Origin of the sequence: Hahella sp. KA22, assembly GCF_004135205.1 — a bacterium.
Taxonomy (GTDB): Bacteria; Pseudomonadota; Gammaproteobacteria; order Pseudomonadales; family Oleiphilaceae; genus Hahella.
Map to the genome: position 1 here is coordinate 5,303,065 of NZ_CP035490.1, position 14,525 is coordinate 5,317,589.

13 protein-coding genes are annotated in these 14,525 nt (G+C 55.8%); 6 read left to right on the forward strand and 7 right to left on the reverse strand.

The features are described 5' to 3' along the window. Positions 1-13: 13 nt before the first annotated feature. Complete coding sequence (locus EUZ85_RS23395; protein ID WP_127972472.1) at positions 14-970, forward strand: tripartite tricarboxylate transporter substrate binding protein; 957 nt, start codon at positions 14-16, stop codon at positions 968-970. Between the two features lie 67 nt (positions 971-1,037). Here the strand turns inward: EUZ85_RS23395 and EUZ85_RS23400 are convergent, their stop codons facing one another. Beyond that, a complete protein-coding gene (locus tag EUZ85_RS23400; protein WP_127972474.1) occupies positions 1,038-1,439 on the reverse strand; it encodes a RidA family protein in 402 nt (133 codons plus the stop codon). Positions 1,440-1,552: 113 nt separating this feature from the next. Further along, entirely contained in the window at positions 1,553-2,443 is an 891-nt protein-coding gene (locus tag EUZ85_RS23405; RefSeq protein ID WP_127972478.1) for a LysR family transcriptional regulator, read from the reverse strand. Positions 2,444-2,669: 226 nt separating this feature from the next. Between EUZ85_RS23405 and EUZ85_RS23410 the strand changes: the two genes are divergently transcribed. The 4 genes from EUZ85_RS23410 (at position 2,670) to EUZ85_RS23425 (ending at position 6,863) form a co-directional block, all read left to right on the forward strand. Beyond that, on the forward strand, positions 2,670-4,565 hold the full coding sequence (locus tag EUZ85_RS23410) for an ATP-dependent helicase (protein WP_127972480.1): 1,896 nt from the start codon (positions 2,670-2,672) through the stop codon (positions 4,563-4,565). A gap of 61 nt (positions 4,566-4,626) precedes the next feature. Further along, positions 4,627-5,034, forward strand: coding sequence for a hypothetical protein (locus tag EUZ85_RS23415; protein WP_127972482.1), 408 nt, complete (start codon positions 4,627-4,629; stop codon positions 5,032-5,034). Between the two features lie 107 nt (positions 5,035-5,141). Further along, positions 5,142-5,873, forward strand: coding sequence for an AraC family transcriptional regulator (locus EUZ85_RS23420; RefSeq protein ID WP_127972484.1), 732 nt, complete (start codon positions 5,142-5,144; stop codon positions 5,871-5,873). A gap of 102 nt (positions 5,874-5,975) precedes the next feature. Continuing rightward, the gene (locus EUZ85_RS23425) at positions 5,976-6,863 is read left to right on the forward strand and encodes a DMT family transporter (RefSeq protein ID WP_127972486.1); all 888 of its coding nucleotides are present in this window, start codon (positions 5,976-5,978) and stop codon (positions 6,861-6,863) included. A 25-nt stretch (positions 6,864-6,888) separates the two neighbouring features. Here the strand turns inward: EUZ85_RS23425 and EUZ85_RS23430 are convergent, their stop codons facing one another. The 3 genes from EUZ85_RS23430 to EUZ85_RS23440 form a co-directional block, all read right to left on the reverse strand. Next, the gene (locus EUZ85_RS23430; RefSeq protein ID WP_206617938.1) at positions 6,889-7,446 is read right to left on the reverse strand and encodes a TIGR00730 family Rossman fold protein; all 558 of its coding nucleotides are present in this window, start codon (positions 7,444-7,446) and stop codon (positions 6,889-6,891) included. Positions 7,447-7,612: 166 nt separating this feature from the next. Then, a complete protein-coding gene (locus tag EUZ85_RS23435; RefSeq protein WP_127972490.1) occupies positions 7,613-10,075 on the reverse strand; it encodes a bifunctional diguanylate cyclase/phosphodiesterase in 2,463 nt (820 codons plus the stop codon). Then, positions 10,072-11,109 (reverse strand): spermidine/putrescine ABC transporter substrate-binding protein, encoded by a 1,038-nt coding sequence (locus EUZ85_RS23440; RefSeq protein WP_164887334.1) that lies wholly within the window; start codon positions 11,107-11,109, stop codon positions 10,072-10,074. The genes EUZ85_RS23435 and EUZ85_RS23440 overlap by 4 nt, the downstream gene beginning before the upstream one ends. 391 nt (positions 11,110-11,500) lie before the next feature. On the opposite strand from EUZ85_RS23440, the gene EUZ85_RS23445 reads away from it, so the two are divergent. Next, positions 11,501-12,727: a PHB depolymerase family esterase gene (locus EUZ85_RS23445; protein ID WP_164887335.1), complete on the forward strand. Its 1,227-nt coding sequence runs from the start codon at positions 11,501-11,503 to the stop codon at positions 12,725-12,727. A gap of 47 nt (positions 12,728-12,774) precedes the next feature. Here EUZ85_RS23445 and EUZ85_RS23450 read toward each other — a convergent pair whose 3' ends face one another. Together EUZ85_RS23450 and EUZ85_RS23455 are read right to left on the reverse strand one after the other, a co-directional pair. After that, positions 12,775-13,242 carry a hypothetical protein gene (locus EUZ85_RS23450; RefSeq protein ID WP_127972496.1) on the reverse strand — a complete coding sequence of 156 codons (468 nt, stop codon included), beginning with the start codon at positions 13,240-13,242 and terminating at the stop codon, positions 12,775-12,777. Between the two features lie 167 nt (positions 13,243-13,409). After that, on the reverse strand, positions 13,410-14,501 hold the full coding sequence (locus EUZ85_RS23455; protein ID WP_127972498.1) for a hypothetical protein: 1,092 nt from the start codon (positions 14,499-14,501) through the stop codon (positions 13,410-13,412). Positions 14,502-14,525: the final 24 nt, after the last annotated feature.

Consider the following 14,525-nt stretch of genomic DNA (forward strand, 5'->3'; position numbering starts at 1 on the left):
AGGTGTACATACGATGAGCGTATTGAAACGGTTGCCTTGGCTTGTGTTCTTTTTAAGTCTTTCTCTCTTCGTCGACGCAAAAGAACTGGCCTTTCTCATTCCCGGCGGCGAAGGCGGCGGCTGGGACACTACCGCCCGTGAAGCCGGCGCCACGATGAAAGCGATAGGACTGGTGGATGACGCCAAGTTCACCAACCTCTCTGGAGGCGGCGGCGGACGCGCCCTGGATGACCTGATACGCAACGCGCCCAAGTACTCGGAAACCTTGATGGTGCAATCCACTCCATTGATATTGCGCAGCCTGACAGGGGTGATCGACAAAGACTTCCGCGACATCAAGCCAATCGCCACAGTGATAGCGGAGTATCAGGTAGTGGCGGTGAAAGCGGACTCGCCGATTCAATCAGTTTCGCAACTGGCGGACCTGATCCGTGACCATGCCGCGAAAAATCCGATTATTGGCGGCTCATCCAAGGAAAGCCTGGACCACATTACCGCCGCGCTCCTGTTCAAATCCGCCGGCATCGGCATTGATCAAATGCGTTATGTTCCCAGCGACGGCGGGGGGGATGCTCTGGAGAAACTGTACAAAGAAGTGGGCGTCGCCCTGGTCACCGGGCTCGGAGAAGTGGTGAACGATTATAAGTCCGGCAAACTGCGCCTGCTCGGCGTCACCAGCGACGAGCGCCTGGAAGGCTTTGACATCCCCACCATGAAAGAGCAAGGCTACGATCTGGTTTTCGCCAACTGGCGCGGCTTCTTTGGAACGCCCGGTATGTCGGCGCAGGACGTTTCCCAATACGCCGATATGTTGGAAAAGCTGTCGCAAAGCGATCAATGGAAACAGGTGAGAAGCAAATACGGATGGTCCAACTTCTATCACCGCGGCGACGCCATGCAGCGTTTTCTGGAGAACCAGGAAAAAGATATCCGCGAAGTGTTGCTGAGTCTGGGCGTTAAGGTGCGCTGATCATCTACTTGATCAGGCTTGTTCATGCGCCGACGAATGTCGGCGCTGTAGCGATGAAAATGTCTCTTTAGCGGCGGACTTTCGCCACCGCCTCGATCTCCACCAACGTGCCCGGCGACGCCAGCGAAGCAACGCCCACGCCGGTCAGCGCTGGCCGCACGGAGCCCAGATAGTTGGCGAGAATGGGCGCCACCTTCGCCATGTGGTCCGCCAGCTCGCCCCTGACAAATATGCGCACTTGCAGCAGGTTATCGACGGAAGACCCCGCTTCCTGCAGCACGATGCTCAGATTCTCCAGCGCATTGGCTGTCTGCGCTTCAATGGTGTCGTTCTTCAGCTCGTAGTCAGCGTCCCAGTCCACCTGTCCTGACACAAACACCAATCCTGACTCCGTATCGACCGCCGCCTGGGACAGCCCAAAAGGCGAACCGTTATACAGCGCGCCGGGGTTTACTTTACTAATGCTCATAAAGACCTCTAAAACCGTCCAATAATGTGCAGCCAGAGTAGAGCTTCAGATGCGCCCGAGCGATCAAGCGGCCGTTGTAACCGATACAAGCGTTGCGGGGTTGACCGTGAGGATCAAGCGTGGGAAAGGCGCTGTTTCACCGTACTGAGCGCCCACATGATCAGGGGATCATTCTTGGCGCTGGGATGAAAGGCCGCCACCACTTCGTATCCAGGCGGGTACTTGTTGAGGGGAATCTCGAATAACCCTGCGCAAGGCAACAGCCGCGACGGCATAAAGGCCACCATATCCGTCGCCCGCAAATATTCCTGGGCGATGTGGAACGACGGCGCTGAAATCGTCACGTTACGACGCAAACCCTGCTGCTCAAACCAGGCGTCCGCCGACCCGGCGAAGCCGCCGGTTCCTGGCGAGGTGACAATAAAGTCACGCGCCACCAGTCGCTCCAGGGAAATCTCTCCCTCGCCCGCCAATCCGGCGTCGGCGGAGACGCAGAGATACCTTTCCGTGAACAACGCCTCGGACAGCAGGCCTTCCGGCACATAGCCATGGGAGGTGAACGCCAGATCAATCTCCCCTTGCCGCATTTTCCGGGTCAGATTGGCGCTTTCGATATTAGCGACCACGACTTTCACCTTGGGCGCGGCTTTTCGTAATTCAGCGACCAGCTGTGTCACAATCACTTTCTGGGTGTAATCCGTGGCGGATATCACCAAGGTTCTTTCCACCTTCGCCAAAGAAAACGCCTCCGGCGCCGGAATCGCGTGCAGATGGGTCAACACCTGCTGGATATGCGGCTCGATCAGTTTGGCGTAAGGCGTCGGAGCCATGCCATGGCCGGTGCGCACGAATAGCTGATCGCCCAGAATGTCCCGCAGTTTTTTCAGCTGTTGACTGATCGCCTGCTGCGACAGATCCAGAGACTCCGCTGCGGCGGAGATATTGCCGAAGCGATACAATGCGTCCAATGTCCGCAAATGGTGGATTTCCAGCTTTTCGATCATGCATGCCTCAACAGAGTCCGGGACGCCGTCGCTTGAGCAACGGATCTGAAGTACCTGCCTGATTGTATGTGCATGGCGCAGGGTTGGCGACGCATAACTCGAAAATCCCCGAAGAACCGGCAAACTGAAATTGAGTTTGTCCCTGTGATCGTTTAGCTTCGTCCCAACTTTCGCAGAGCAGTTCGCGCCGTGATAACGCTCCTTTGGGTCAAAGAAGGGTAAGTAATTGAAAGATATACTGTCTTATCTCAATGAAGAACAGTTCAAAGCCGTCAACAGTACCGAAGGAGCCACCCTGGTTCTTGCCGGCGCCGGCTCAGGCAAGACCCGCGTGGTCACCTATAAAGCCGCACACCTTATCCTGAATAAAAAGGCGCCGCCGAAGTCTATTATCCTGGTGACCTTTACCAACAAAGCTGCAAATGAGATGAGATCAAGGCTCGGTGAGCTGATTGGCCCCATCGCTAAAACCCTCCATATCGGCACTTTTCACAAGCTGTTCCTTGATTTGATCCTGAAACCCAGTTCCGATCGCCCCGTCACGCAGAAATATGGGTACAACCAAACGACGCGGGTGATCAGCGAGCACGAGGCCAGAAGCTTCATCGAATCATTCTGGTCCAACCTGGGCGAGGAACAGCAGCGCTTTGTCGCCCGCAACAGCATCTCTCTCAACGAGGTTCTCGCCTGCCTGTCCCGCGCCAGAGCCAACGGTTTCGGCTCCAACGACTATGCGCCGCCGATGGAGCTGACCAATCGCGAACGCATGATCGATCGCATCATGGTTGCGCTGTGGAAAAACCTGGACGAGGAAAAAAGAAAGCTCAACGCCATTGATGCAGACGATATTCTCTATATCGCCTGCCACGTGTTGAAAGAAGACGCTGAGTTGCGGGACGCGCTGCAATACCATTTGAAGCACTTCATCATAGATGAGTTTCAGGACTGCAATTATCTGCAGTTTGAAGCCATACGCCTGTTGGCCTCCAACTCCGTTTCCATCACCGTCGTCGGCGACGCCAAGCAGTCCATCTACCAGTTCCGGGGCTCGGAGCCATCGGTTTTCCAGGCGTTTCTGGAAGCGTACGAATCCCCCAGCGTCTGCGTGCTGGACACCAACTACCGGTCCTTGAACAAACTGGTGCAGCTCAGTAATAAGCTGGCTGACAGCATGCCTCATCGCCTGCAGCAAGACATCGCCATGCGCGCCCACAGAAGCGGCGACGGGACGGTGCAGTTCGCGTCGCCTATTAACGTAGTGACCGAGTCAAACGAAGTCGCCGCGAATATACAAACGCTACTGGACACAGGGACGCCGCCTGATGAGATCGCTGTTCTCTACAGGGAGAACAGCCAGCGTCTGCATATCGAACAGGCGCTGATCGCCCGCCGCATCCCTTATCTGGTTAATGAAGGCGTTCCGCTGCTGCGCAGGCGAGGTCCGCGTATGCTGTTGAGTCTGTGTCTTGCGCCCTCCAGCAGCGAAAGCCCGTTGGAGGAGAAGTACCTGGAGTACGTCCTCAATAACAGCCGGATTAATCTGCAATGGCGACACAAGAAATCCGGCAAATATAAAGACGAAGCGATCTTCAAATATCTGCAGTTTATTTCCGACGCCGATGGCAGCCTCGGCGAAAAGGCGACGGACATCATTCGCGACGTGCGCCTGATCAAGAAGCTGAATCACTGTCCGCCATCGCAAGCGGAAGAGCAGTTATGGGAAATACTGCTGCGCCACACCTATTTCAGCCGGGAAGGCATGGAAAGCCTGCCCGCCAAAGTGGTGATTCAGCAGTTATTGGACGGCTTGAAGAAAGGCGTCAGTCTGGAACAAAGCGCCGAGGAACTGCTGAAAATTAACAGTGAGAAAACCGAGTCGGATAAAATTCATCTCATGACCATTCATGCCTCAAAAGGGGCCGAATTCGATACGGTCTTCCTGATCAATGCGACCCAGTCCGAGCATAAAGAGAGAGAGGAAAACAGGGAGGAGGAACGCCGGGTTTTCTACGTGGCGCTGACACGGGCCAAAAGCAGACTGCATATCTCCTGCCCGCAATATAACGAACGCGGGCTTCCCTTGCAGCCTTCGCCGTATATAGCGGAACTCAGGCGCGTTTAGTAGCCCTTCAAGGGTATGGTTAGAGGCCAGCGGCATATTTTTGTTAAATTCAGGAATAACTATGTCATACGAATTCTTTTTTCAGAAATTCGAAAACGGTAAGGCTGGCGTCATTCCGTTTGAAGAAATAAACGCCATCCTAAAAAATTACGGTGAGATTATCGGAGACGATTCCGACTTGGAGTTTGTCTCGAAGGTTGGCGAAATCTGTGAACGCGCCTGCTTATTCGGTGAATCCCGCGACGCCATTTCCGGGATGGTTTGTTTCAGACCAGTACAGCATGAACTCCTGCCCAAAATTATTTTTGATTTACTATCCATAGAAAACACCTGCTTTTTTGGTCCCGGTCTAGACTATCTTCAAGCAAGAACTGACATTTCTTCCCAGCTGCCAGAGTCATTACTTGAAGGCGCAGAATCAGGTCTGCAAATCATAGATTCCGCTTACAATTCATGGCCATTTCCATAGAACAGCTAAAAGTCCGGCTCTCCCATCGAACTTTCGCCGTCCGGGCGATACACTGATGCTTTCGCAGAGATCCAAGTTATCCATTAGCTGTTACAGAGAAACGCGCCATGTCGACGCCTATCGCTTTGGACCTGCGGCGTTATTCGCCGGAAACGCAATGCCATAGCCATGACTATCACCAGCTGGTGCTGCCGCTCAGCGGTCGCCTGGAACTGGATGTGGCGGGCCACGGGGCGATGGTGGACCGGCGTACTGCGGCGGTGATCGAAGCCGGACGGGATCACGCCTTCGCCGGCGGCGAAGATAACCACTTTGTGGTGGCGGATCTGCCGGTGGCCATGGAGCCGGCTCTAGGACGTCTGCCGGCATTTATAGAACTGGACCCAGGGTTGCGTTCTTATGTTCACTTTATCGCGATGGAGCTGCGTCACGGACACCTGGGCGAAGCGTCCCGCGAGCGCATACTCGGCTTATTGCTGCAGTTGCTTCGGGAGCGCTATGGCGCGGCGTTGAATCTGGACAAGCGCCTGCTCGCCGCTCGCGACTTTCTAGACGCACACTTGGGCGACACGATCACCCTCGATCAAGTCGCCAGCGCGGCGAACCTGAGCCGCCGCCACCTCTCAGATCTATTTAAAAACGCATTCGGTATGACGCCGATGGATTATCTGCGAGACAAACGTATGCGACTGGCTCTGGCGCTGCTGGAAAACAGCCAGCTCAGCATACAACGGATAGCGCTCGACACCGGTTTTCAGAATCAGGCCGCTTTCAGTGATCGTTTCAGACGCCACTTCGGCAAGTCTCCCAAGCATTTCCGCCCGCGCGAGAAAAACTAGCGCCGTAACGACGAAATTCTCCTCCCACCAAAACGCTAAGCTGACGTTTCCGATCTTTCTCTTCTACAACAGAAAATCTCATATAACGGAATAAGAAACGTCATGAACCGACAAGCCGCAACGTCCATAGGATTCACCGCCGTCGTCTTATGGGGCGCATTAGCGCTGTTCACGCGCTGGAGCGCAGGCATTCCTCCCTTTCAGTTATTGGCGATGACCTTTTGCATCGCCGCACTGCTGATGTTGGGCAAAACAGTGGCGCAGGGAGGCAGTCTTCTGCGTCTGCTACGTCAACCGGTTCGCGCCTGGTTGTTGGGCGTGGGCGGACTATTCGGTTACCACCTGTTTTACTTCATCGCCTTGAATCAGGCGCCGGCGGTGGAAGCCAGTCTGATCGCCTATCTCTGGCCGCTGCTGATCGTCTGCTTTTCCGCTGTGTTGCTGAAAGAGTCTGCGGGCAAAGCCCTGTGGCTGGGTGGACTGCTGACGCTGGCGGGCTGCTGGGCGTTGCTGTGGCGCCCCGGCGCTGGCTTCGACCCGCGTTACTTGAGCGGCTACGGCGCCGCGCTGCTCTGCGCTCTGATCTGGTCGCTGTATTCGGTGTTGTCCCGCACGCTGGCGGCGGTCCCCTCTGACGCAGTGGGCTTATACTGTCTGGGTGTTTCTGTGCTGGCGGCGCTGTGTCATGGCGCGCTTGAAGAGACTGTCTGGCCGCTGAGCGGCGGGCAATGGCTCGGGGTAATTGGTTTGGGGCTGGGCCCGGTGGGGATTGCGTTCTTTACCTGGGACTATGGCGTCAAACGCGGCGATATTCAGCTATTGGGGGTCTTGTCCTACGCCGCGCCGCTGATTTCCACGCTATTGCTGATCGCCTTTGGCGAAGCGGAATTCACGGTAACGGTATTGCTCGGGTGCGGACTGATTGTCGGCGGCGCCTTGCTGGCGTCTCTGGGACCGGCGCTGCTGCGCAGGCCGGCCCCGCAGGCTTAGGCGTGAAATGCCCGCGCCCAGGGCGTCACCATTTTCCGGGAGGCGCCTGATAAGACAGAATCGCGTCGAGCAGCTGCGCCGGGTTTTCTTTGATGATCAGGGCGTCGATGTAGCCCTGACTCAGGAAGCGTTCGTCCTGCATGTGACGGATAAAGTCGAGCAGTTTGTCGTAGTAGCCAAAGGCGTTATAAAAACAGCTTGGCTTGCTGTGATAGCCCAACTGACTCCAGGTCCAGACCTCGAAGATTTCCTCCAAAGTTCCGGCGCCGCCAGGCATGGCGATAAACGCGTCTGACAGCTCCGCCATTTTCGCTTTGCGTTCGTGCATGTCCGCCACTACGAACAACTCGGTCAAACCGGTATGTTCAATCTCCTTTTCTTTCAACGCCACGGGGATGACGCCGGTCACCTTGCCGCCCGCCGCCAGCACCGCGTCGGCGATCACGCCCATCAGGCCCACATGGCCGCCGCCGTACACCAGCTCGATATTCCGTCGCGCCAACTCTTCCCCAAGCGCTTTGGCGGCGCCCTCGTATTCCTCTCTGGCCCCCATACTGGAGCCGCAAAATACTGCAATTCTCACCACTTTCCCCTTATAAATCAGATCGACAGCAAAGCGCCCACACTATAACGCTGATGTCTGAACCACGCTATGCAGTCGTGTGCGTATTATTCAGTGAAACGCAGCCCGCGAGAGGGGCCTGGTTAGTCAGAGTTATGATGGCCAGCGAACCTGACCACAGGCCTGGTCAGTAACGAATGGCGGAGTCCTGCTCATACAACGCTAACGCCGCTTCCGCCGGCAGCGGCGGTGAAAACAGATAGCCTTGCGCCAGATGAATGCCCAGGCTTTCCACCACTTCCAGTTGCTGTATCGTCTCAATGCCTTCCGCCACCACCGCCATGTCCATTTTTCTCGCCATCGCGATAATGCTGGAAAGGATGGCCTGCCCGGCTTCATCGTCATGCAGGTCGCGCAGGAACGAGCGATCAATTTTCAGCGTGTTGAAAGAGAATTTTTTCAGATGACTAAGTGAGGAATACCCGACGCCAAAGTTGTCCAGGGATACCCGGAAGCCCTGGTTGCGCAGCTTATCCAGGGTCATCGCGCAGCCTTTGCGGTCTTCGAACAACGCGCTTTCCGTGACCTCAAACTCAAAGATGTTGCGGGACATGCCGAAGTTAACCAGCAGCTGATTGATTTTGTCGAAGACGTCGCCTGTCGCCAATTGCCCGGCGGTGATGTTCAGTGAAACGCTCGGCTGCAACTGATACTTTTCTTCCAGCGCTTTCACAAACTCACAGGCGTGTGAAGCCACGAGTATGGTGATGTGATCAATCATGCCGCGTTTCTCCGCCGCCGGTACGAAATCCAGCGGGCTGACCCAGCCATATTGCTCCGAGTACAGACGCGCCAGCGCTTCAAACCCGGCGAGATGACGGGTGCGCAGATCAATGATCGGCTGGAAGCAGATCGTGAACTCGTCCTTGTCTAAAGCTTTGCTGATCAGGTTATCCATCGCCAGACGGGCCTGCTCGCTGTGCTCCAATTGCGGCGAGAAAAACTCAAAGCGCATCTTGCCGTGGGCCTTGGCGGAGTACATGGCGGTGTCCGCATATTTGATCAGATCATTAACGCTGTCGGCGTCGTCCGGGCACATTGCGATGCCGATGCTGGCGCCGATAAAGGTTTCCTGTCCCTCTACTTTGAACGGGGCCCTCAGCTGATCCAGCACCCGTTGCGCCACCGCCGCCGCGTTCTTACGGGCGCCGATGTTGGGAACGATAATGGTGAACTCGTCGCCGCCCAGGCGGAACAGAATGTTGCGCTCCTCATCTGTCTCCTCCAGCGCTTCTTCTTCCGAAATCTGATAAATCACATCGGAGGGACGCAAGACCGAAGAGAGGCGACCGGTCACGGCAGTCAGCAAGCTGTCTCCCACTTGATGACCGTGGACATCATTGATCTGCTTGAACCCGTCCAGGTCGATAAACAACAGCGCCAGTGACTGATCGCGCTCTTCATTGCGCCGCATCAACAACGCCAGCATGTGCGCCATGGCGTGACGGTTGGGCAAGCCGGTCAGGCTGTCGGTGTAGGCCTGGGTTTTCAGCTCTCGCGTGTACTGACGAATCTGCCCTTCCATTTCCAGAAACGCCTGCTGCAGACGCCCTATTTCGCCGCTTTGCATGCGCAGTGACTTGGCTTTGTCCGGCGCATGCAGAATGTGATAGGTAGCCGTGGCCAGTTCTTTTACCGGACGCACAATCATGCGATCCATCTGCACGTAGATAAACCAGCCCAGCAAGACAAACACCACCACCAACACCACGATGGCGGTGAACAGCAAGCGATGAAACTCGCTGCGCGCCTCCGAAAACGGCATCGCGTTATAGAGACGCCAGTCCCCAATCAAGGGACGCGAGTCCACCAGATAATCATCTCCCATCATCCGCGCCATGTACTGGCTCGGCCCATCCACGCCAGCGCCGGGAGTGTTCGACAGTGCGCGGGCCTGCGTCCCGGACAGGCCCGAGGCGTAAATCACGCCCCGTCCCCGGCTGGCGATAAAGGTGGCGTCCACTTCCGTCGCATCGCTTCCGGGGTCATGGCGCATCAACCATTTCATGTCCACGGTGAATTTGAGCACGCCTTTCACCACCTTGTTGTTTTCATAGGCGCCCAGGGAGCGGTCGATGGTGTATAGCGCGCGGTAAAACGTCAGATGCGGTCCGTCGAAACGTTCCTGGTTGATGAAGTCATAGTAGGTGTTGTAAGGGTCTTGCAACGCCTGCTGAAACAGACTTTCTCCCGCAGGCTCCGCTTCCGGGGAGCGGATATCCTCGGCGATGCGGATGTCCTCCACACCGTCGGGCAATAGCAGGACAATCTCAAGATATTCGGGGAACAACGTGGAGTAACGGCTCAACGCCTTCGCGGATAAGTCATACATGAGGGTGTAACGCTCCTCCCCCATGGACAAATAACGATCCAGCACGTCTTCGGAAACCAGCAGACGCATATTGGCCAGGGTATGCTCCACCGAGCCATTCACATTGGCCGCCGCCAGAGAGGCGGACTCATCCAGCAAATGACGGCTGCGGCCTTCCCAGAAAGCGGTTAACTCCACGTACAGCGCGGTCGCCAGACTCAAAAAGCAGGTGAATGTCGCCACTACCAGCGTAATGATCAACCGCGCGCGTAACTTCATTGCAGAATCTGTTCGAAGCCAAGATTGTGCCAGATGCTCATCATGCGCCGCTTATATAGCGTGCTTGGCGCTTTATGGGTTCCCATCCTGGGATTGATGGCGGGGAACACGGTCTGATTGGCCAGCAGTTCCTCCGGCAAAATTTTCAGTGCTTCTTCATTATAGGTGGCGGAATAGGTGAATTCACAATTACGGGCCGCGTTGCGGGGCTCGCTGATGAAATTCAAAAACGCATAGGCGGCTTCCGGGTCCGAGGCGTAGCGACTGACAATGAAGTAATCGAACCAGACAATACCGCCCTCTTCCGGCAAACGATATTCAATATTCGGATTGAGCTGTTTCAGCATCAGCGCATCGCCGCTGTAGGCCACGGCGGCCACCGCCTCCCCCGTCACCAAGAGCGATTCGCCATTGGTCTTGAGGGAACGATAGGTCAGCACATGGGGCCTCTGGGCGGCGATCAGCTCCGCCGCCAAGGTCAGCGCCTGGGGAGATTCGTCGTACATGTCATAGCCCAGGGTCTGCAGGGCGATAGGCAGCATTTCTGTGGCTTGCGGCGTCATCACGATTTTGCCTTTCAGCTCATCCGCCGGACGAAACAACTGCATGAAACGGGAAATCGGCCGCACCAGATCAGAACGATAGGCGACGCCCTGCGTGCCCCAGGCATAGGGCGCGACATAGCCGGCCAATGCCGGTTGATGGCTGCGCCAGAGATTATTGTTGTATTTGAGATTGGGAACTTCGTTTTCAGTTAACGGCGCGGCCCAGCCCAGCTTGATGTAGGCCTCCGCCGTCAGACCGTCCATCAGAATCAGGTCGAAGCCCTGGCCATTGCGCGTGGCCATGATGCGATCGCGTTTCTCTTCGTTCTGAAAATAGCTGAACTTCAGCTTGATATGGTGAGTTTTCTCGAACTCGGCGACCACCTCCGGGTCGAGATAGTCTTCCCAGGTGAAAATGTGCAAAACATCGTCCGCGCGACTGACGAAACTGAACAACGACAGCACACAGAAGTACAAAAGCGCAACCATAGACCGTTTCATCAGACACACGCCTCCCCGCACAAACAGGCTGCATCAGTTTAAAGCAAGCGCACGAGGACGTTAGGGGGGCTCCTGTAAATTCATGCAAAATCTGCGGCGTATAAAAATGGGTGTCCGGCTGGCCGGACAGCATTCTGGCGAAGAATCCGCAACCTGTCAGCCCTTCTGTACATATATTGAACACACCCTGCCCGCTTACGTCCAACCTGCTGAATTCACTGTGTTAATCATCCTGGCGCAGGATTTGATACGCCCTGAATGCGTTCATGGCAATGACATAGACATAAAAGAAAAATCCGGCGTGTGTTGTTGCGCGGACAGTCGCAACCAACGGATAACGCTCACCAGGGACGCACGACAACAACTCAAGGGGCCGACTATGAACAGATTCATGACGCTGAAAGGCGCAGTCGTTCTGACTTCTACACTGGCCGCCGGCGGCGCCGGACTGGCTGTGTCTCCCGGGCAGGAGAGCATTGACTTACGCAGTCTCAATGTCGACGCCGCCCAGATTTCCATCTCCGGTTTATCTTCCGGCGCTTTCGCCGCCATGCAGGCGCATGTGGCCTACTCCAGAACCTTCATGGGGGCCGGACTGGTGGCGGGCGGCCCTTATGGCTGCGCGGAAGGCAGCTTGACCCAGGCCGCCGGGCGCTGCATGAGCCAGGGGGATTTGCCGGACGCCGACGCCATCGTCAGGCTGACCCAGGCCTTGGCGGATATGGGCAAGATTGACGGCGTTGAGTTTTTGCGCGACGACCGTGTATGGATCTTCCATGGCAAGAGCGATCATCGGGTTAGGAGTTCTTCTTCACAGCGGGCGGCGGAGGTGTATCAGCAGTTAAGCGGAGCTCAGAATGTCTCGGTCAATATTGACCTCATAGACGCCGGTCACGCCATGCCGACGCAAAATTTCGGCGCAGACTGCACGCACAGCAATTCCCCCTATATTGGCGATTGTCAGTATGACGCCGCGGGGCTATTGCTGAATCACATCTACGGCCCTTTATCGCCCCCTGCGTCGGAAAAACCGGAAAACCTGCTGACTTTCGATCAGAGCCTGTTGAGCTATTCGCAGTATCTGGATGACACCGGCTACATCTACGTTCCCGACGCCTGCCGGGACGCCCAGGCCGCCTGCCGCGTGCATATCGCCCTGCATGGCTGCAAACAGAATCGCTCGACCTTGCAAGACACCTTCGCCCGTCACGCCGGCTACAATGCCTGGGCGGAAAGCAATCGCATCATCGTGGTGTATCCGCAAACCAGCAATGAGCCAATGAACGGCTGCTGGGATTGGTGGGGGTACGCAGACACAGGCCATGACACACTGGACTACCTCACCCGGCAAGGGCCGCAGATGCAGTTCATCAAGCGCATTGTCGACCGCTTGACCGGTGAGGAGACAAACGCGTCAGGATCTGTGGCGGCGGCCTGTTATCGGGAGGAAAATCTTAACCACTCGCTGGCTGGACGGGCGCAGTATTTCTGGGGGCTCTATTACGCGGTGGGTTCCATGGACTATCTTGGATTTTCACCCTCCCATCGCACCAGTTTGCGTTGCGATAAAAAGGATTACTGTCGATCGACCAATACTTGCATATAGCGAAAAAAAGCGGCGGCTTCCGTGAGAGGCCGTCGCTTGATGCAAGATTAATTGGCGTCGCATTTCACTTTATCGATATCGCACCAGAACGCATCGATTTTTGATTCGCATTGCTGCGCCGCCTTCCCAGTGGCTTCCAGCTTGGTCAGGCCAATGCCGGTAAAAGTGCCTTTGTGGGTTTTCAGGATGCAGGAATATTGCGTCTGCGGCGTCGTGACTGGAGGGGGCGTCGGCTCGGCATTCTGCAAATCGTAAACCGTATCCTGTAACTGCCTCACCGCCAGCTCAAGATTTCTGACCCGCTCTCTAAGCTTGCGATTGGCGCGGTAGTGAGATTCATAGTCGTAGCCACGCTCACGCATATACTGGTCGTAATCGCGACGGTCAAACTCCTCGTCTTTTGAGGTTTCAATGTAGATGATCTTTTCACCGCCCATCTGCACTCTGAATTCTTCCGCCCCTGCGTTTTGCATTAAGCTTCCCAGCGCCACCGCCAACAACATCGCTTTTTTCATTTTTTATGGTTTCCCCAGTTGAAACGCTTCGTTAGTTATAGGGAAGCCATTGTAACGGCAAATCATGAACTTAAACTGAATAAATCTCCCTTTTTCGGTTTAGCGTATTAGTCAGGCGGCCCAAGAAGGTCTCAGGCCACCATGCTGAAAAACAGAAGAAACATGTTTTATTCAAAAGAATCCATAATGACCCGTCCCATGGTTTTGTCGTCCGCATCGGTGATGTAGCGGTATTCCCTGAACCAGTCCCACCATGCGTAGACGGAGTGATGCTCCACGTCCAATCCGATGGTGCGCGCGCCGGCGTTGTATCGATCAGCGCCGCTGAGCGCGAAGGTCATGTCCCGGCCGCGTTTGTTGGCCTGCATCTCGTTGTGCGCCATTTTTTCGCTCATGATGATGGGATAGTGATAGTCATACAGTTGACTCAAGGAAGGCGCATTGCTGACGCTGGTGACGCGGCCGTCCACACGCAAATCCCGCACGCAGGAATCCAACGCTCCGTCATAAGCGGCGCCGCAGGCGCTGTGCAGCGGCACGACGCTGTCGTCTTTGCCTTTGATGATGGGGTGCGTCGCGAAGCCGTAAAACTCGCTACCGGTGGCGGCGATTCTCAGTCTTGGAATAGCGGGCAGATTATTGACCGCAGTGTTGCGCGCAACCGAGGTCTGCAGATCAATCATCACGCCTGGATTGATGCCCAGCGGAATTTCATAGCCCAGAAACTTCAGCAGCGCCTCCAATACCTCCGCGCCATGGTTAACGCCATTAATCAGGTCCACCCCGAAGTTAGCCAGTTCGGTGCCGCCGCCGGCGCCCGCCATGTCGATCACCGCAGTGACTTTAAAACGCTGCGCCAGAGACGAGCCCAACAGCGAGTTCTTGTTGGACAGCACATAGCGCATCACCAGATCGCCAGTGGAATGGGTGATGACGACGCATTCGTTATCGCAGAAGCCGGATGAAAGGATCGGTTGCAGCTGGTTGGCGATCAGTGCGGCGATACCGCCCGCCCCCTGCAAACGGTAATGGGACGGCCAGTAAAGAATGCGAGTGGTGGCGGGGTCTTTCAGTGAGGAATCAAATCCGTCCCAGTAACCAATGCCATCCGCCCGCCCCTGGTCGGTGGGGTTGAACAGAATATGCTGGGGTAAAAAGCCCTGAATCAAGAGGACGTTCTTGCCCGCCAGTTGCGCCTTGGCGGCGCCGCAGGCGGCGAACATCAACATTGCAGTCAGCCATAGCTTGAGTGTTTTCACGTTAAATCTCCTTTTTTATCTTTG